The 19,260-nt window shown below is 37.9% G+C and carries 15 protein-coding genes and 1 tRNA gene; 9 read left to right on the top strand and 7 right to left on the bottom strand.

Features of this window, described 5'->3' with window-relative positions; genetic code table 11:
• Positions 1-138 precede the first annotated feature (138 nt).
• The gene (gene rpsA, locus M2132_RS01385) at positions 139-1,929 is read left to right on the top strand and encodes a 30S ribosomal protein S1 (protein WP_280670736.1); all 1,791 of its coding nucleotides are present in this window, start codon (positions 139-141) and stop codon (positions 1,927-1,929) included.
• A gap of 124 nt (positions 1,930-2,053) precedes the next feature.
• Positions 2,054-2,398, top strand: coding sequence for a DUF3667 domain-containing protein (locus tag M2132_RS01380; protein ID WP_280670562.1), 345 nt, complete (start codon positions 2,054-2,056; stop codon positions 2,396-2,398).
• Here the strand turns inward: M2132_RS01380 and pdxY are convergent.
• The 4 genes from pdxY to M2132_RS01360 all read right to left on the bottom strand — a co-directional run bounded on the left by pdxY (position 2,313) and on the right by M2132_RS01360 (position 5,433).
• Entirely contained in the window at positions 2,313-3,161 is an 849-nt protein-coding gene (gene pdxY / locus M2132_RS01375) for a pyridoxal kinase (protein WP_280670560.1), read from the bottom strand. The genes M2132_RS01380 and pdxY overlap by 86 nt on opposite strands.
• Positions 3,162-3,316: 155 nt before the next feature.
• Positions 3,317-3,390, bottom strand: a tRNA-Arg gene (locus M2132_RS01370).
• A 302-nt stretch (positions 3,391-3,692) separates the two neighbouring features.
• Complete coding sequence (locus tag M2132_RS01365) at positions 3,693-4,370, bottom strand: response regulator transcription factor (RefSeq protein ID WP_280670558.1); 678 nt, start codon at positions 4,368-4,370, stop codon at positions 3,693-3,695.
• A 1-nt stretch (position 4,371) separates the two neighbouring features.
• Positions 4,372-5,433: a sensor histidine kinase KdpD gene (locus M2132_RS01360; RefSeq protein WP_280670556.1), complete on the bottom strand. Its 1,062-nt coding sequence runs from the start codon at positions 5,431-5,433 to the stop codon at positions 4,372-4,374.
• On the opposite strand from M2132_RS01360, the gene M2132_RS01355 reads away from it, so the two are divergent.
• Together M2132_RS01355 and M2132_RS01350 are read left to right on the top strand one after the other, a co-directional pair.
• Positions 5,409-6,224, top strand: coding sequence for a hypothetical protein (locus tag M2132_RS01355; protein ID WP_280670554.1), 816 nt, complete (start codon positions 5,409-5,411; stop codon positions 6,222-6,224). The genes M2132_RS01360 and M2132_RS01355 overlap by 25 nt on opposite strands.
• Positions 6,225-6,296: 72 nt before the next feature.
• Positions 6,297-6,551 (top strand): hypothetical protein, encoded by a 255-nt coding sequence (locus M2132_RS01350; RefSeq protein WP_280670552.1) that lies wholly within the window; start codon positions 6,297-6,299, stop codon positions 6,549-6,551.
• On the opposite strand, the gene M2132_RS01345 is transcribed toward M2132_RS01350, so the two are convergent.
• Positions 6,543-7,781 (bottom strand): MFS transporter, encoded by a 1,239-nt coding sequence (locus M2132_RS01345; RefSeq protein ID WP_280670550.1) that lies wholly within the window; start codon positions 7,779-7,781, stop codon positions 6,543-6,545. The two genes, M2132_RS01350 and M2132_RS01345, sit on opposite strands and share 9 nt — an antisense overlap.
• 23 nt (positions 7,782-7,804) lie before the next feature.
• Positions 7,805-9,682 carry an ABC-F family ATP-binding cassette domain-containing protein gene (locus M2132_RS01340; protein WP_280670548.1) on the bottom strand — a complete coding sequence of 626 codons (1,878 nt, stop codon included), beginning with the start codon at positions 9,680-9,682 and terminating at the stop codon, positions 7,805-7,807.
• A gap of 187 nt (positions 9,683-9,869) precedes the next feature.
• Between M2132_RS01340 and M2132_RS01335 the strand changes: the two genes are divergently transcribed.
• Positions 9,870-11,825 (top strand): ABC-F family ATP-binding cassette domain-containing protein, encoded by a 1,956-nt coding sequence (locus M2132_RS01335; RefSeq protein ID WP_280670546.1) that lies wholly within the window; start codon positions 9,870-9,872, stop codon positions 11,823-11,825.
• 10 nt (positions 11,826-11,835) lie between these two features.
• Here M2132_RS01335 and M2132_RS01330 read toward each other — a convergent pair whose 3' ends face one another.
• Positions 11,836-12,456, bottom strand: coding sequence for a TetR/AcrR family transcriptional regulator (locus M2132_RS01330; protein ID WP_280670544.1), 621 nt, complete (start codon positions 12,454-12,456; stop codon positions 11,836-11,838).
• Between the two features lie 554 nt (positions 12,457-13,010).
• Between M2132_RS01330 and M2132_RS01325 the strand changes: the two genes are divergently transcribed.
• From M2132_RS01325 to M2132_RS01310, 4 genes are all read left to right on the top strand, one after another.
• A complete protein-coding gene (locus M2132_RS01325) occupies positions 13,011-16,385 on the top strand; it encodes an AAA domain-containing protein (RefSeq protein ID WP_280670542.1) in 3,375 nt (1,124 codons plus the stop codon).
• Between the two features lie 559 nt (positions 16,386-16,944).
• Positions 16,945-17,433 carry a helix-turn-helix transcriptional regulator gene (locus tag M2132_RS01320; RefSeq protein ID WP_280670540.1) on the top strand — a complete coding sequence of 163 codons (489 nt, stop codon included), beginning with the start codon at positions 16,945-16,947 and terminating at the stop codon, positions 17,431-17,433.
• A 95-nt stretch (positions 17,434-17,528) separates the two neighbouring features.
• Complete coding sequence (locus M2132_RS01315) at positions 17,529-18,311, top strand: dihydroorotate dehydrogenase electron transfer subunit (RefSeq protein ID WP_280670538.1); 783 nt, start codon at positions 17,529-17,531, stop codon at positions 18,309-18,311.
• Entirely contained in the window at positions 18,299-19,210 is a 912-nt protein-coding gene (locus M2132_RS01310) for a dihydroorotate dehydrogenase (RefSeq protein ID WP_280670536.1), read from the top strand. The genes M2132_RS01315 and M2132_RS01310 overlap by 13 nt, the downstream gene beginning before the upstream one ends.
• The last annotated feature ends 50 nt before the right edge of the window (positions 19,211-19,260 follow it).

The raw sequence follows: 19,260 nt of genomic DNA, 5'->3' as shown, positions 1-19,260 counted from the left end.
CTTGATTTATAATAAGAAAAATATCAACTTCAGATTTGTGTACTTAAAGTTAAAGCGTTATCTTTGCACCGCTTTAGAAAAATAATGTCTAATCCATTAAATTTAAAAAGTTGACCACTTACGGTCGGAAATTAAATGATTGATAACTTAAAAAATGTACAACCAGACGCAGATTTCGACTGGGATGCGTACGAAAGAGGCGATTCTTATACAGAAAAAAGCCAAGAAGAACTAACCAGTGTCTATGACCAATCGTTGAACAAAGTAAACGACAAAGATGTGGTTATAGGTAAAGTAACCGCGATGAACAAACGCGAAGTTGTTGTTAACATCGGTTACAAATCGGATGGTGTTGTTTCGATGAACGAATTCCGTTACAACCCCGATCTTAAAGTTGGCGACGAAGTAGAAGTTTACATCGAAAGCCAAGAAGACAAAAAAGGACAGCTTATCCTTTCTCACAAAAAAGCGCGCGCTTCTCGCTCTTGGGAACGTGTTAATGAAGCTCTTGAAAAAGACGAAATCATCAAAGGTTACATCAAGTGCCGTACCAAAGGCGGTATGATTGTAGATGTGTTTGGCATCGAAGCATTCTTACCTGGATCGCAAATTGATGTGAAACCTATCCGCGACTACGATGTGTTTGTTGATAAAACAATGGAATTCAAAGTTGTTAAAATCAACCACGAATTCAAAAACGTTGTTGTATCGCACAAAGCTCTTATCGAGGCAGAACTTGAACAACAAAAGAAAGATATTATCTCGAAACTGGAAAAAGGACAAGTGCTTGAAGGTACAGTTAAGAACATCACTTCTTATGGTGTATTCATCGACCTTGGTGGCGTAGATGGTCTTATCCACATTACCGACCTTTCTTGGGGACGTGTTCAACATCCTGAAGAAGTGGTTAAATTGGACGAGAAAATCAATGTTGTTATCCTTGACTTTGATGACGACAAAAAACGTATTGCCCTTGGTCTTAAACAACTTACTCCTCACCCATGGGATGCCCTTAGTGCAGACCTTAAGGTTGGCGACAAGGTGAAAGGCCGTGTTGTTGTTATGGCCGACTATGGTGCATTCATCGAGATTGCTCCTGGTGTAGAAGGTCTTATCCACGTTTCGGAAATGAGCTGGACTCAACACCTACGTAGCGCTCAAGACTTCATGAAAGTGGGCGACGAGGTAGAAGCCGTTGTGCTTACCCTTGACCGTGACGAACGCAAAATGTCGTTGGGTATCAAACAATTGAAGCCAGATCCATGGGAAAACATTGAACAACGTTATCCTGTTGGAAGCCGTCATACAGCAAAAGTACGCAACTTCACTAACTTTGGTGTATTTGCAGAAATAGAAGAAGGCGTGGATGGTCTTATCCATATTTCAGACCTTTCTTGGACTAAGAAAATCAAACACCCAAGCGAAGTGACAACTATCGATGCCGATATTGAAGTTCAAGTGCTTGAAATAGACAAAGAAAACCGTCGCCTAAGCCTTGGCCATAAACAATTGGAAGAAAATCCTTGGGATGTATTCGAAACTATCTTTACAGTAGGTTCGGTACACGAAGGAACAGTTGTAGAGTTGGTCGATAAAGGTGCTGTTGTTTCTCTTCCTTACGGAGTAGAAGGTTTTGCAACTCCTAAACACTTGGTGAAAGAAGACGGAACTCAAGCTCAGGTTGACGAAAAACTTGACTTCAAAGTTATCGAGTTTAACAAAGACTCTAAGAGAATCATCGTTTCACACAGCCGTACGTTCGAAGACGAAAAGGCAGGTGGCGAAGCAGGCGAGAAAAAAGCGAAAAGATCTTCTAAGAAAGAAGATACTGCTCAAGTAACTTCAACCCCTGCCGAAAAAACAACTCTTGGCGACATTGAAGGCCTTGCTGCTTTGAAAGAAAAGCTTGAAGGCGAGGAAGGTAAGTAATAAATTAGACTGAAAAGTTAACTTTTTATACCAAGAGGCTGCAATCTGAATATTGTAGCCTCTTGTTTTTGTTCGAGTATACAGTATCCATTACTACAACAACAGGCAAGAATATAAACACAGTATGGGGAAACAAGATTCATCTATATGCAAAAATTGTAATAGTACAATAAAAGGCAATTACTGCCAAAATTGCGGACAAGCCACCAAAACCGATCGTATAAATTTCCATTATCTTGTACACGAAATACAACATAGTATTTTCCATGTAGACAAGGGAATACTTTTCACCATCAAAGAACTTTTACTGAGACCATCTATCACAATAAAAGGGTATCTGGAAGGTAAAAGAGTAAATCTTTTTAAACCTTTCGGGTTTGTCGTTAATCAATCTTCTTTAAACCCAAAGCATGCAACAGGCATTCTGCATTCATTTCTGATTTGCCTCTTTGTGTTGCAAATACAATAGCTTTATAAACCGTTTGTGAAGCAAAGCTTACAGCAGCAGAAAGCGTTTCGCCTCGCGCTATTTGCGATGTCATGGTTGATGTAAACAAATCGCCTGAGCCAACCATCTCTATATCTACTCGTGGAGAACGATTGCGCTCAACAGCACCATCGGTTACCAGAATAGTATCGATCATTCCTTCAGGCGTATCTTTAAGCAAACAACCTGTCACAACCACCGATTTGTCCTTTAATACACTATGCTTGCTTATACTTTGCTTTATGTCGTCTATTGTTTCTATCTCTTTGTTTACGATAAAGCCCAGTTCGTACTGGTTAGGAGTAATTATATCGCTTATAGGAACCAAGCATTCGCATATTTTATTGGCAATGGCTTCGGGTACAAATAATCCCCGGCCTCTGTCGCCCATAACCGGGTCGCAGATATATACCTTCGATTTATCTTTATTTTTTGTTCTTTCCACAAAATCTTTTATCGAGTCCATAACATCGGCCGAACCTATGTATCCGCTAATCATATATTTTGCCTGATCTGTTATGTTTACTACCTCTATGCCTTTCACCAGTTGTTCGAACATATCTTTGGTTATTGCCGAACCATAGATAGGTTGAAATCCGGAGTGATTGGCATACAGAACCGTTGGGAATGCTATGGGGTCTAATCCGTGCAGTTGGATTGCCAGTTCGGATGTATTATTGCCTACATAACCATTAACAACCCTGCTTTGGATAGTTATAATCTTATTCTTGCGTACTGAACTCATTGTTTTATATCTTTTTCCATTAAAAAACGAGCAAATATAATCCTATTTTATATTTAATAGTTTATCAAAGCCTTCTTTTTTTAAGTGTTTTCTAAGTACTAAAAAAACAGAAGCGCATAAACTGTTAATTTACACGCTTCTACTTTTTCTAAAAGTGACCACGGCAGGATTCAAACCTGCAACCTTCTGATCCGTAGTCAGATGCTCTATTCAGTTGAGCTACGTAGCCATTTCCTTAAATGCGATGCAAAGATAGAGGTTTTTTCGTCTTATATCAAATATTTAATTCACTTTTTTATTGTTTTTTTGTAAATGGATAATTTACAGTATTATACAAAATAAATTTTATCTATTCAATTTCTCTTTCGTGAAACATATTTTGGTTAATTTTACATCGTTTAATAAATGATGGTAATGCTTAACGATATATATACTATCCCTTTGGATTATAATCGCGATAACCTTTATTTTGGTTTATTATCAGTTCATAGTAGGCGAATAGATAAATTTTCTATTCGTCTACTTTAATTTTTATAATATTCTGAGTACATATCCCCTCTTACTTAATGAATAAATAGATATAGATCTATCGGCTTCCAATATTTTCCTCAAATACGTAATTTGGACATTCAGCGACAAAGAATTAGAGTAACTATTGTTGCCCCAAACATTATCAAGTATATAATCTCTTTCTACAATAGAGTTAAGGCGTTGAACCAATATTTTAAGTATATCTGATTGCCTCGCAGATATATTTTGACAAATACCATTAAAATTAATATTACAAAGAGAATAATTGAAGATTGTATTTCCTACTTGGTATATTTCTTCTTCGCAGTCTGATAATCTATCAAACCGTTCTTTTATCTTAGCTATCAATTCTTCCGGGTAAAACGGTTTTGGTATATAATCATTTCCTTTTAGGCTAAATCCTTTTAGACGATCCGCTTTCTCTGTTCGATCTGTTAAGAAAAATATAATGACATTTTTATCATATTCTCTGATTTTTTGAGCAAGTGCAAAACCGTCCATTTCGGGCATATTAATATCTAATAATACCAAATCTGGCTTAAATGGTATAAATAACTCCCACGCAACGTTTCCATTATTGGCATAAGTTATTTCATAAGATTCTTCTTCTAAAAACCTCTTTAGAAACATGGAGTTTTTCAAATCATCATCTACCAATAATATTTTTCGTACTCTCATTTTATTGTTTTCTGGGTATTTCAATAATAAACTTACTACCACTCCCTAACGAACTTTCTAAAGAAATTCTTCCTCTATGAGCAATAACTAATAGCTTAACATAACTAAGTCCTAATCCTATTCCGGGAATGTTTTTATCTACAATATTTGCACTCCTAAAAAACTTATTAAAAACATAGGGGGATTCTGCTGTGGATATTCCGAAACCATTATCCGAAACCTCTATCACATATTTATCTCCTACTGAATGACAGTCAATTCGAACTGATGTTTCTCCTTGCGAATACTTAATAGCGTTTTCCAATAAATTGCATATGATATTTATTACATGCATTCTATCCGCTGTAATTTCAACATTATCATTATCGAAACAGACTGTGATAGTAATTTGTCTATCAGCAGGGAGATTTTGTTTTTCAATACATTCTTCTATTAATCTTTTTATGTTGAAGGTTGATAAATTCAATGGGATTTCTTCCATATCTCCATACGTTAAATCTCTTAATTTAGAAAAGTAAGAAGATAGATTATCTAACTCATTTTGTGAACTACGAATAATATCCTCTTTCATCGTTTTATCCTGCATCATTTTATTGTTTTTCATGAAAGAGATACACATTTTTAAGGTAGCAACTGGTCTTTTGAGCTCATGGATCATGGTTTTAATAAAATCTTTTCTTAATTCATCAATCCGTTGTTGTTTAAAAATTGTCCGTATCTGATATATCAAGCAAAACGTGAGAAATAAAGAAAGGACGATTGAACATAACAGAGATTCAAACATCTTTCCAAGTATTGGCGACCAACCCAATTTATAGGTTACTCTAACTTGTTCCTTCTGCAAAATATTAAATGGATAAGTAACTTCCATTGTTGGATTCCATATCGAAGTATAACTTATCTTATGAGAATTCCATACCATTGAATCTGTAACTTCAGTCTTTATAGATAGAACTTTGATTCCTTGCTTCAAGAGCAAAGAATCAAAACGCTCTGTATTAAAAGGACATAGAGAACCAATTATCGACAAATTACCATATGGACGAAGTAGAGGGTAGAGCATTGCTTCAAATTGAGATGGAGAATCTTCAACGCGCATTGGATGGCGATTCACAAAGTTTATATGATGCACTATATATCCGAGCCTATCGTCAAAGCCTATATCCAAATAACAACGAGGATTTATATGAATTAAATGAAGGATTGGCTGAATACACTGGGGTTAAACTATCTACTGCTAATATACGGGAATATATAAAAAGCCGTCTGAACTATGATGTTTCAAGAGGGTATGCGAATGCCTTCGGTTATTTTACAGGCTCTGCTTATGCTGTTCTATTAGACAAATTATACCCAGAATGGAAGTGTGATAAGGACTTAGCTTATGGCATGATTTATTTGATAAAAAAGACAAGTCCGCAATATACTTTTATAATTGAAGACGTTTATCTGGAAAAGCTACTTGACAAGTATAATTATGATAAAATTTTATTCAATGAAAGAGATGAATTAAAATCTTTTGGAGACATTGCTCGATTTCAAGAATTACTTAAACCTGAAACAACAAAACTATTGATTACAAATAGTAGAATTAATTTCACCTACAACCCTCATGATCGAGTAATTACAGTAGAAGATGCTGTATTATTACGGAATATGACACTTACAGGAGAATGGGGACAAATCAATGTCAAAAAAGGTATTGTCCGTCTAAACAATTGGTCTGCATTTTATCTCCTTCCTCCTAAAAGAATAGTTGAAAATATTGTTGAAGGAGATGATTATAAGATTCAAATAAATCAAGGATGGAAAGTTGCTGAAAAAGATGGAATTTACACGATAGAAAAAGAATAAAACAAAACCATACTTAAATCTAATATTGATGAAGCATTTTCAAGGCGCTTTCAGTCTGTTATCTATTTCCCAATGCCGGATAAAGAACTGCGAAAAGAGCTATGGCGAAAGATGCTTCCGCCAACATGGTTGGGCAATAAAAGAGAAAGATTTGATAAACTGATAGATATAGCCTCCGAAAGTGAACTGTCCGGGGGCGCAATATCGAATGTTATTCGCAGATGTGGCATACAAATACTTTCGTCCGATTCAAACCACCTAAGCGAAGAAGTCTTAAAACAGGCTATTAAAAAAACAGAACAAGTATTGAGTGGAATATCATCTTAAACGTTTATTGTCAAATACTTTGCGTGAAACAACCCAATATAAAGCAACACTCAGCAAACAAACCGCCGAAGAAATCAGATATAAAGACTCGAAAGAAAACAATCCCGATACATATCCGCCCAGTAGCATACCCAGGGCAAGTCCTAAATCGAAGCCTACCAGATAAGTGGAGTTGGCCGTTCCCCGTTGGTTATTTTCGGCCATGTTTATGTATAAAGTCTGTAAAGCGGGAAACATCATGCCAAAACCTATACCAATAAACAAACCTGATATACAGAAAGCTACAATATTGTGAATCAGCGCAAAACTCAAAAAAGAGGCTGAAACTATTGCCATCGACGAAAGATTTACCAGATGGATATGTCCCCTGTCTACCAACTTACCAGCAAAGACCCGCGAAACAATAATACCTCCCGCCCAAAACAGAAAGAAAATTCCGGGATTATCTACATTCACCATTTTACCATACTGTGCCACAAATGGTCCTATTGTACCCCAAGCAAAACAGGGTAAAAGCTGATTCAGAAAGATTGGCCATGCCGGTAGCAGAAAAAAACGGTCGAACGATAGTTTTTCTTTTTCAACAGGAGGTTTTACCGGTGCTTTAATCAGAGATACGGCAATAATACCCAATACACCCATGCCAATTGCATACCAGAGTAGGGTAGAGAAACCATAATGCTGATATATATGTATCGCTATGAATGGCCCTATTGCCATAGCCACATTCGTGAAAGTGCCATAATAACCGATTCCTTCGGCACGGCGTTCGGAAGGAACCACGTCGATAGCTAATGTGCTTGACGAAACCGTCGACATACCCCATGCCAAACCATGCAGAAAACGAACCGCAATAAACATTCCGAGGGTTACGGCATAAAAATCCCACGATGCGCCGGACAGTAGCCCGATTATCTTATATGCACCTTCGGTTGTGGCATTAAAATATCCCAAAAAGATAAGTACATAACAGACAAAACTCACCAACAATACTTTTTTCCGGGAAAACATATCAACTATGTATCCCGAAAAAGGGCGGATAATCATGATAGCGATAGCATACGATGCTAATACCACTCCCGTTCTTGTTTGTGGAACACCCAATTGTTCGGTTATATATAATGGTATTGATGGCATTAAAAGATTAAAAGAGCATGCCATCAAGAAGTTTGCAATACAAACATTGATATAACCTGTTGTCCACAGCCTATCTTTTTGCCCGGCTTTCATCTCTTTTTTTAGTATCTGTTATTTTATAACCATTCGCTCAATTCCATCCAGCGCATAGTTTTTTCGTCTATTTCAACAATCAATTCGCTTATTCGGTTCGATTTTGCTAATAAATCGTCGGTAGAAAGGGTTCCACTCGATAGTTCTGTTTCTAATTGGCTTTTCTCGGCCTCCAGTTTAGGAATAAGTTCGTCCAATTCTTCAAACTCGCGATTTTCTTTGAACGAGAGTCTCTTTTTTTCTTCTTTTTTCTGTTGGGGCTTTGGTTTCTCCTCTTTGGGCTTGGCCAATAGATTTGCTTCTTTCTCTTTAGAGTCCTGAATTTCTTTCCATGCCCTGTATTCGCTATAATTACCGGGAAAGTCCTTGATACGTGCTTGTCCACTAAAGGCCAACAAGTGGTCTACTACCTTGTCCATAAAGTAGCGATCGTGCGAGACAACGATAACACAGCCTTTGAACGATTGAAGATATTCTTCCAGAATGTTCAGTGTCATTATATCGAGGTCGTTGGTAGGTTCGTCCAGAACAAGGAAGTTTGGATTTTTAATCAAAACTGTGCACAGATACAAACGCCGTTTCTCTCCCCCCGAAAGCTTATATACGTAATTATGCTGTTTTTCGGGTGGAAACAGAAAATGTTGCAAAAACTGCGAAGCCGTCAATCTGTTTCCATTCCCCAGATCTATAACCTCGGCAATGTTCTGAACAACGTCTATGACCTTCATTTGCTCGTCGAACTGTAAACCATCCTGGCTGTAATAACCGAAGGTTACGGTTTCGCCAATATCGAATTCGCCCTTGTCGGGCTGTGCTTCACCTGTAAGCATTTTTACGAAAGTCGATTTGCCTGTTCCGTTGTTACCAACTATGCCCATCTTTTCGTAACGGGCAAAGGTATAATTGAAATCTTCCAGTATCTTAACATCGCCAAACGATTTATAAACGTGCTTGGCCTCAAATATCTTATTGCCGATATATACTCCTTTCATTTCCAAACGAACATTACCCGCATCGCGCACTTGCTGTGCCTTTTTCTCCAAGTCGTAAAAAGCGTCGATACGCGATTTTGCTTTTGTGGCACGGGCCTGCGGCTGGCGGCACATCCATTCAAGCTCTTTACGCAGAAGGTTGTTTGCCCTGTCTGTTTCGGCATTTTGCGCATTTATACGTTCTTGTCTTTTTTCCAGAAAATAAGAGTAGTTGCCTTTATACTGGAATATTTGTTGCTGGTCTATCTCTATGATTTCGGAACAGACACGATCCAGAAAATAACGGTCGTGTGTCACCATCAACAAGCTGAGGCGCGAACGCTGCAAATATTCTTCCAGCCATTCGGTCATATCTAAATCGAGGTGATTGGTAGGCTCGTCCAAAATAATAAGGTCGGGTTCGGTAATCAATACATTGGCCAGAGCCACACGCTTTAGCTGTCCGCCCGAAAGTTCAGATATTTTCTGGTCGAAGTTTTTTATTTTCAGTTGCGATAGAATCTGCTTTGCTCTCTGCTCATAATCCCAAGCCTTGAGCATATCCATACGTTGCAGAACGTCATTCAGATGGGCGTGGTTGCCCGACTCCATAATGCGCTCGTATTCCGCAATCAGGTTTGTCACCTCATTGTCGGACCGGAAACAAGCCTCTAAAACAGTCAGTTGGGCAGGGTAGTGGGGATCTTGCTCAAGGTAAGCCACTTTCAGGTCGCGACGAAAAACAACAGAGCCCCCCTCGTATGGTTCTTTCCCCGCTATAATGTTCAGTAATGTTGTTTTCCCTGAGCCGTTTTTAGCGATAAGCCCTATCCTTTGCCCTTCGGCTATACCGAAGGAAATGTCCTGAAAAAGAACTAAATCGCCGAAGCTTTTCGTAAGGCCGTCAATCTGTAAATATGGAGTTGCCATTTTTGTCTGAATTTTAATACAAAGGTATAGAAAGATTACAACATATCGCCCCGAAATGCGATTGCAAAAATCAAACCTGTTTAATGGTTTTTACTTCTGTGGATAAATTTCCGTACTTTTGCACAAAAGAATATTGTAAACGCCAATTCGGCTTAATCGAAACCGAGTTTTATCCAATTTTAGAAAAGTGATTTCAGTAGAAGGACTAACAGTTGAGTTTAGCGGCCGCCCGCTTTTTGACGATATATCGTTTGTTGTAAATAAAAAAGACCGCATAGCCCTTGTTGGCAAGAATGGAGCAGGAAAAACAACGATGCTCAAAATTTTTGCCGGACTGCAAGAACCTACACGGGGAAATGTTTCTTTCCCCAAAGATATAACCATTGGTTACTTGCCACAGCAAATGCAACTCAATGACGGTAATACCGTGTTGGAAGAAGCATCACTGGCTTTTGACCATATACATCAACTGGAAGAAGAATTGGAGGCTGTAAATACCGAACTTGCCCGGCGTACCGACTACGAATCGGAAGAATACCATCGTTTGATTGACCGTTCGGCTCATCTTAACGAGCAGTTTCTGATGTCGGGTGGGGGAAACTTCCTTTCCGAAGTGGAGCGTACCCTTACGGGGCTTGGTTTTAAACGCAGTGACTTTGGTCGCCCCACCAACCAGTTCAGCGGTGGGTGGCGTATGCGTATAGAATTGGCGAAACTGCTTTTGCGCCGTCCCGATGTGCTGTTGCTCGATGAGCCTACCAACCACCTCGATATTGAGTCCATACAATGGTTGGAAAACTTCTTGGCAACACGGGCAAATGCCGTTATTTTGGTTTCGCACGACCGTGCTTTTCTGGATGCCGTTACGATGCGCACCATTGAAATTGTTTTGGGGCAAACCCACGACTACAAAGTAAGTTATTCAAAATATGTAGAACTGCGGAAAGAACGCCGCGAACAACAAATACGGGCATACGAAAACCAGCAGAAGCAAATACAGGATACCGAAGACTTTATAGAGCGTTTCCGTTACAAAGCAACAAAAGCCGTTCAGGTTCAGTCGCGTATAAAACAATTGGAAAAATTGGAACGCTTGGAAGTGGACGAGGAAGATAATTCGAGTCTGCGCCTTAAATTCCCGCCTGCACCACGTTCGGGTTCATATCCTGTGATTGCCGAAAATGTTTCCAAAAGCTATGGCGAACATCTTATTTTTAAGGATGTTACTTTCACACTGAATCGGGGCGACAAGGTAGCTTTTGTAGGAAAAAACGGAGAGGGGAAGTCTACACTCGTGAAATGTATAATGGGCGAGATTGATTTTTCCGGGAAACTGGAACTGGGGCACAACGTCAAGATAGGATACTTTGCTCAAAATCAGGCCTCATTGCTCGATGAAAACAAAACTGTATTCGAAACCATCGACTATGTAGCGGTAGGGGATATCCGCACAAAAGTCAGAGATATATTGGGTGCTTTTATGTTTGGTGGAGAGGCATCCGACAAAAAAGTAAAGGTACTTTCCGGAGGTGAACGCAGCCGTTTGGCAATGATTCGCCTTCTGCTCGAGCCTGTGAATCTGCTTATACTGGATGAGCCAACCAATCACCTTGATATGCGCTCGAAAGATGTATTGAAGGAAGCTATCAAAGAATTTGACGGAACGGTTATCGTAGTTTCGCACGACCGTGAGTTTCTTGACGGGTTGGTCGATAAGGTTTATGAATTTGGCAACCAACGGGTAAAAGAACATTTGGGTGGAATCTATGAATTCCTACAAACCAAGAAAATGGAAAGTCTCAAAGAATTAGAGGTCAAACAACCATCGGTCGCTCCAAAACCCGAAGTCCGAAATACAACGTCTGAAATTTCAACAGAAAGCAGTAAACTTTCGTACGAAGAACGAAAGGAGGTAAATAAATCCATAAAACGCCTCGAAAAACAAATTTCTGACGCTGAGCAAAAGATAGAACAGATGGAGCAAGAAAAAACGTTGCTCGAAGCCACCCTTGCAACACCCGATGGAGCATCCAACCCCGACTTGTTCGACAAGCACGGGCGATTGGTAAAAGACATAGAAAACCAAATGAGTGTGTGGGAACTATTCACCCTTGAGCTTGAAGAACTGAAAGCGAAAGTTTAATCAATTGGCTTTATCTCCTTTTTTCAATATCGTCGAACCACAAGTCAATGAGTTTATCGACACCGCAAATTATTTGCTTCCATCCCTGTTCTTGGTTTATGTCGATACCATTAAATACAGGGCATGAGTTTTCTAACAAAACCAAATAATTGATAGAGGAAGACAGAAGCGTAGCCAAAGTAGCGACCTCTTCTTGCGGATGTTGCAACAGTTGGCTTAATATTGTGGCAAGTGTAACCCCTTTCGACTCCCGTTTAAGACGCAATTTGTCAATAACCGTATTGTTTGCTCCGGTGAGTTCCCATCTGTATAGTTCGCGCAATATTTTATTTTCCCGAAGATTGGATATCTGCACAGATATTAGCGTTTTTGTAAACTCTCTGAGATTTTCATTTTTGGGAAATTCAATAGCAAAGGCCTCCCATAAGCTATTCTGAGAGAGATATTCGATAATCATATTATCGACCGACTCAAAATAGCGGTAAATCAGCATTTTAGAAACTCCGGCCTTTGCAGCAACAGCATTTACACCAACTTTATCAAAGCCTTCTTCATTCAGAATCAGTCCAACAGCCTCCAATAGCTTATTCCGTGTGGCCTCCCTGCCTTTTTCTGCTTTATTTTCTTTCATCTTTAAACCTGTATGTTACTTGTAGGTAACAAAGATATGTTACTTGTAGGTAACATGCAAATTGTGAGATAATTATTTTGTAAATATTTATCAATCAAGTTTTTATTATCAATATATTTTTCCTATTTTTGCTTAACTGAAAAGTGTAAATAATGAAATTGAACTCATATATATTCAAAATACTGTTGCTGACAATATTTCTTTTTTGGGGAATCATCACACTCAAAGCAAAGGAAGTATGCTTGACTGAAACAACAGTGGAAATTAAAATATCAACAATATTGACATTTAAAGAGGTTTGCCTCACCAAAAATGTCGGAAAAATAATAAATGAACCTTTTTTGGTGGGAAATAACACAAATCACATACAAAAAACTACACTATTAGGGCAAAAAAGACAAAAAAATAATTATATTTGTCATAATTACGTCCTTTTGATTTGCGCCCTAAATAATATCAATGCACCTCCTAAAGGCCATTTTTTATATTAAAATCACTTATTCTTCTTAGCTACAACAGTTAAGAGGGGTGTCATTGGTTTCCAAATAGTTTCTATGTCAGAAAGAATTAATAAATACAATAAATTAATATCTGAAATAGAGGCTATTAATATATCTGCATTGCCTTTTAGGGAAAAGTATATTCAATTAAAATATATCTTGGAAAGGGTCAGCAAAGAATCGACAGAAAGCGAATCCCTGCAGTTCTCTTCACTGTTTTCCCGTTTGGTATTTATCTCTCAAAAGTATAAACTGAATGCGGTTCTTTCACGGGGCTTACAAACCATCAGGGTTAAGGCAACTCTTCTTCAAAAAGATGAGAGTAATTTGGTATCCTCGGCCCAATACAATAAAGCCTATATACATTTAAAAGCTTTAATATCAAAAGTTTACAATGTAGCTATTTACTTACAAACAAATGTAAACGATGGTAAGGCTTTTGTACATCAACAATTATCGAAAGCCGATTTTGTTGATTACAAACGGATACAAATAACATATGTTGACTATAAAAATGAACTGATAGAAGGTGTTGCCAACACTGCAGAAGCCGAGGTTATAAAGTTCAGATATAACATTAAGGATGTAAATGACGCTTTCCGCGAAACGGTAGCTCGTCTTTGGCTTGATGCACAAGTGAACCTTCTGGATAGTAAAATAGACAAAGATGGTTGCTATATACCCTCGTTTATAGTTCTCGAACCCGATTATCTGGTAGACGCATCGGCTATGGCCGAGTGTTTTCAAAACTATGGAAGTTCGCATCTGCACTATTTCAGACGAAAATTTGAACAGACAACCAATTCGCAACACATATTACTCGGAAATTTGGCAAATTTCTTTCTCGATGAACTTATTTATGCCGACAGCCCCGAAGATTTGGAATTCGATACCGTTTTTCTTGAAGCATTCAAACAAAAACCGTTCGAGTTTACGAGCTGCAATGAGATAAAACAAGTACCCGATTTTAAGCTTTTTATGGCAAAAGCAAAAGGTCAATTCGAGAATATCAAAAGGGTTGTTACAGAAGATTTTAAGGCAAATAAAATAAACAGGGACAGATGTACACTCGAGCCATCGTTTTATAGCGAAAAATACGGATTTCAAGGACGTTTAGACCTATTACAGTTATCTGAGGATGAAAACAGTCAAAACTCAATAATAGAGCTGAAATCGGGCGGTTTACCATACCCAAAGGACAATAAAGGGAAGGTAGCTATAAACCATGAGGTGCAGACAGCTATTTACCGGTTGATTATCAGATCGGTTTTTGGGTATGACGAACAGAGCATTATGTCAGCCATACTTTACTCAGCAGCAGATAATAAGGGTGAAAATCTCCGGTTTTCGGCTCCATACAGGCAGCTGGAAAAAGAAATCATAAATACGCGCAATCTGATTGTAGCAATCGAACACGATCTTTACACCGGAGTAAAAGACGCAGCTTCCGGATTGTTTTCCGACATATTGAACCTTGATAATTACGGAAAAGTACCGGATTTTTTTGTAAACAAGATACAAGATTTCGGAAAAACAATAGACAACCTTACTACCGTAGAAAGGAGTTATTTGTTTCGATATATTACGTTTATATCCAGAGAATTATATATCCAAAAAGTTGGAGGCGACACATATGGTTCAAACTCTTCGACCGCTTGTTTATGGAATACAGAATTTGACGAACGGCTCGAGGCCTTCGATTTGATATCCGATTTAAAGATAGAACAAATAGATGACTCGGGTAGGGATATGAAAATTTTATTCTCGCGTCACGATTCGTCCGAATTCAATAATTTCAGAGAAGGCGAAATCTGCATTGTTTACCCGCACGAAAAAGACGATGATTCAGCCTTGTCTAATCAAGTACTGAAAGGTACAGTTGCAGAAATCACTCCCTATCATATATTATTGAGGTTCAGATACAAACAACGGAACAAAGACTTTTTACAAAAGTATACAACATGGGTTCTGGAGCACGATCGCTTAGATCAAAGCTATAACAGTATGTACAGAAGCCTGTTTTCGTTTCTACAATCACCTCCCGAAAAACGAGAGTTACTTTTGGGCTTATGCGAACCTTCGGTCTATGATGCAACCACCGAAAATATAACTGCCAATACTGCACAAGAAAAACAGGATAACATTATAAATAAAGCAATTAACAGCAAAGATTACTTCCTGATTGTGGGGCCTCCCGGCACTGGTAAGACTTCCATCTTTGCCCGCCGATTGATTGAGCATTATTACAATAATACCCAAGACGATATACTTGTGGTAGCATACACAAACAAAGCCGTAGACGAACTATGTGAGGCTATAAATCAGGCTTTTGGGTGTGCAGATAGTGAATGTACTGACTATATACGCATCGGTACGGAACTGTCGTGTGGAGAGAATTACAGGCATCGACTACTGCAAAATATAAGCAATGGAGCGAAACGGCGTGATGAATTGCGTACCATTATCCATTCTTGCCGGATATTTGTAGGAACTTTAGCCGCAATAGTTGGTAAACCGGAATTATTCGATATAAAGAGGTTTAACCTTGCAATTGTAGATGAAGCCTCACAGATACTTGAACCACAAATAGTTGGGTTGTTGACAAATGTAAATAAATTTATTCTGATAGGCGATCATAAGCAACTGTCGACCATTACCCTACAAAATCAGGCTAAGTCGGAAGTAAAAGATCCTCTTCTGAATAACATTGGGTTATACAATTGTTCCGAATCTTTTTTTGAACGGTTATACAGGCTTTGTAAATTGAATAATTGGCAACAAGCCTACGACACTTTGGTATATCAGGGACGAATGCACGAAGTTATTGCTGAATTTCCCAATAAATATTTCTACAACAGCAAGTTATCCATAGCAAATAAATGGCAAAAGAACCTGTTACAATACAATATAAGTAACAAAAACTGCAATTTTGAGCATTTGGTTAGAAATAACAGGTTAGCTTTTGTTGATACAGGTTTTTCGAACGATCAGATATTGAACGATAAAACAAACTCCAAAGAAGCTTATTATGTAGTAGAGCTATCAAAAGCCATTATTAGTCTATATAATGAAAATAATTTGGTTTTTGATACAGAAAAAACTCTGGGTATAATAACTCCATATCGCAACCAGATAGCTTTAATCAAACATAAATTGGCCGAAACCGGTATTAATGAATTGAAAAACGTTATGGTTGATACTGTTGAACGCTATCAAGGCAGCCAAAAGGACATAATTATCCTTTCGTTTTGTATAAATAAGCCCTATCAGTTAGATTTTTTCTGTAATATGAATAGCGACCAAACAGTAGACCGTAAACTAAACGTTGCTCTTACCCGTGCCCGGCAACAGTTTTTTTTGATAGGCAATCAGTACATTTTAAGCCAAAATAAACTGTATAGAGAGCTTTTGCAGCATATAAATGGTTAAAAAAATCCTCCTTTTCAAATATTAAATTACACATATCCTATAAATTTCATTTTAAGGGAAAAATACCGTCAATTTACATTTCTACCTATGGTAACTTTTGTAAATAATAAAACATAAGTAAAATCACATTGTTACACTATATACAAATAAATACAAATATTTTATGAGAACAGTCAGGGATCTCACAATTGAATATTATTCAGATGTAAATAACTCATAAGCTTAATACGTATGACGCCATAATACTGTATATCAGTAAATTAAATCAATTATATGAAGTTTTAAATTATATACTTATCGCAAAAACGATAAAATATATAAAAATGTGTTTTTAATATTGAAAACTAATACCATATAAATACCTGTAATTTAATATTATATACGATAAATATAAAGTCGTAATTTATCGTTATTATGCTTGTTTATTACCTTTTTGGGAAATCTGGTGTTTATTTGTAAATTCACACATCCACTCGTGGTAACAATTGTTTATTTGTGGATGTAAATCATTTTGATTACTTTTGTTTTCTATTCGATTTATTTATGTAAACAATATCTGATGATAGCAGAACGTATAAAAAAGATAATGGAAACGGAAGAATTAACCCCAGCCCGTTTTGCTGACAATTTGTCAATAGGGCGTGCGGTTATCTCTCATATATTGAATGGGCGTAATAAACCGAGTTTGGATGTTATTACCCGAATCTTGAAAAAGATGCCACAAATAAATTCAACATGGTTGCTTATGGGCGAGGGGGCAATGTATTTGAATGGAGGAGAAGACAACGAGCAACCGGAAGACGCAAAAAATCAAAACGGAGGGTTGCCTGACCTTTTTTCTCAAAATTTACCGTCCGAGAATCAGAAATACAGGGATAATCTACATGCTGAAAGTAAAAATGATAAGGAAAACATACTTAACTCAGCTATAAATAACGATAAACAGACACTAAATGAGCGTATTATATACAAAGAAGCTCCTGTAAAAAAAATAAAGCAAATAATCATTTACTATACCGACAATACCTTCGAGACATTTAATGCATGAATAAATTAACGCGCGGATTAGTTTTCTTGATTTTTCTGAATAAGATAAGTTTTCATTAACTTTGTATCATATCAATAAAGAAACTTTGTGTTAATATGAAAAAAATGCTTGATTTGGTTGTAGTTGAAAATAATAAACTGAATCAGAATTATTGCCTTCTAAAACTTTCTACTCCTGACAAGTCGGTTCTGCCCGAAATGTATCCCGGTCAATTTGTTGAGATACGTGTAGTCGATTCACCAACCACATTTTTACGACGACCTATTTCGGTTAACTTCGTTGATAAACTGAAAAATGAATTATGGCTTTTGGTACAAGTTGTAGGAGACGGGACACGAAAAATGTCGGAATATAAAACAGGCACTATTGTTAATTTGCTTTTACCTCTTGGAAACCAGTTTTCCACTCCCGAAAAACATCAGCAAGAACTTCTGCTTGTGGGCGGTGGGGTAGGTACAGCCCCAATGTTGTACTTGGGTGCTATACTGAAAGAGAGTGGATTTAACCCTAAGTTTCTGTTGGGCGCCCGTTCATCTAAAGATCTTTTGCAATTAGACGATTTTGCCCAATATGGCCAAGTGTACACAACAACTGAAGATGGAAGCCATGGCCAGAAAGGTTTTGTTACTAATCATTCGATACTCGAAAATATAAAATTTGATAGAGTGTACACCTGTGGCCCCAAGCCAATGATGATGGCTGTTGCCAATTATGCACACAAAAACCAAATAGAGTGCGAAGTTTCGCTCGAAAACACAATGGCTTGTGGTTTTGGTGTATGTTTGTGTTGTGTTGAAGACACTAAGCACAACGGAAATGTTTGTGTATGTACGGAAGGACCGGTATTTAATATAAAAGATTTAAAATGGATAAGCTAAAAGTAAATATAGGCAGTCTGGCTCTGAAAAACCCCGTAATGACAGCATCGGGCACATTTGGTTATGGAAAAGAATTTGCCGACTTTATAGATCTTTCCCGACTTGGAGGAATCTGTGTAAAGGGAACAACCCTGCACAACAGGCAAGGAAATCCTTATCCACGTATGGCCGAAACTGCTGCCGGTATGCTCAATGCCGTAGGACTTCAGAATAAAGGTGTCGATTATTTCATTTCTGATATTTATCCCGAAATAAAAGATATTGATACTAATATTATTGTAAATGTATCCGGCTCTACTGTTGAAGATTACGCCGAATGCGCTGCCCGGCTGGCGGATATAGAAAAAATTCCGGCTATTGAGCTGAATATTTCATGCCCAAACGTTAAGGAGGGAGGAATGGCCTTTGGTACTTCAACCTCTTCGGCTGCTCAGGTTGTTAGGGCTGTCAGAAAAGTATATCATAAAACACTGATTGTCAAACTATCGCCCAATGTTACGGACATAACAGAGATAGCAAAAGCCGTAGAAGCCGAAGGTGCTGATTCGCTGTCGCTTATCAATACACTTTTAGGCATGGCCATCGACGTAGAAAAAAGAAAACCTATACTATCGACCATTACAGGAGGGCTTTCCGGGCCATGCGTAAAACCTGTTGCTCTGAGAATGGTTTGGCAAACATATAATGCCGTAAAGATTCCGATTATAGGAATGGGGGGGATTTCATCGTGGCAAGACGCTGTGGAGTTTATCCTTGCCGGAGCAACTGCCATCCAGATAGGTACATATAACTTTGTAGACCCAACCATATCCGTAAAGGTAGTTGATGGAATTGCCGATTATCTGGAACGTCATAATATTTCTGATATAAAAAACCTTGTAGGGAAGTTGCAGGTATAGAAGATTCTTTTTATGAAGTTTGTCATAAAATATTTTTAAGTACCTTTACG

The organism is Dysgonomonas sp. PH5-45, from assembly GCF_029893235.1.
Classification (GTDB): domain Bacteria; phylum Bacteroidota; class Bacteroidia; order Bacteroidales; family Dysgonomonadaceae; genus UBA1309.
Note: the sequence above shows the minus strand (reverse complement) of the source record. Positions and strands in the feature narration are given on the sequence as shown.

Bases quoted from the DNA above. Each gene is read 5' to 3' on its own strand.
- M2132_RS01325 (WP_280670542.1), top strand. From the start codon at position 13,011: ATGTCAGAAAGAATTAATAAATACAATAAATTAATATCTGAAATAGAG.
- M2132_RS01365 (WP_280670558.1), bottom strand. From the start codon at position 4,370: ATGAGAGTACGAAAAATATTATTGGTAGATGATGATTTGAAAAACTCC.
- M2132_RS01355 (WP_280670554.1), top strand. From the start codon at position 5,409: ATGGACGAAGTAGAGGGTAGAGCATTGCTTCAAATTGAGATGGAGAAT.
- M2132_RS01380 (WP_280670562.1), top strand. From the start codon at position 2,054: ATGGGGAAACAAGATTCATCTATATGCAAAAATTGTAATAGTACAATA.
- pdxY (WP_280670560.1), bottom strand. From the start codon at position 3,161: ATGAGTTCAGTACGCAAGAATAAGATTATAACTATCCAAAGCAGGGTT.
- M2132_RS01315 (WP_280670538.1), top strand. From the start codon at position 17,529: ATGAAAAAAATGCTTGATTTGGTTGTAGTTGAAAATAATAAACTGAAT.
- M2132_RS01310 (WP_280670536.1), top strand. From the start codon at position 18,299: ATGGATAAGCTAAAAGTAAATATAGGCAGTCTGGCTCTGAAAAACCCC.
- M2132_RS01330 (WP_280670544.1), bottom strand. From the start codon at position 12,456: ATGAAAGAAAATAAAGCAGAAAAAGGCAGGGAGGCCACACGGAATAAG.
- M2132_RS01320 (WP_280670540.1), top strand. From the start codon at position 16,945: ATGATAGCAGAACGTATAAAAAAGATAATGGAAACGGAAGAATTAACC.
- M2132_RS01360 (WP_280670556.1), bottom strand. From the start codon at position 5,433: ATGCTCTACCCTCTACTTCGTCCATATGGTAATTTGTCGATAATTGGT.
- M2132_RS01350 (WP_280670552.1), top strand. From the start codon at position 6,297: ATGCCGGATAAAGAACTGCGAAAAGAGCTATGGCGAAAGATGCTTCCG.
- M2132_RS01345 (WP_280670550.1), bottom strand. From the start codon at position 7,781: ATGAAAGCCGGGCAAAAAGATAGGCTGTGGACAACAGGTTATATCAAT.
- M2132_RS01340 (WP_280670548.1), bottom strand. From the start codon at position 9,682: ATGGCAACTCCATATTTACAGATTGACGGCCTTACGAAAAGCTTCGGC.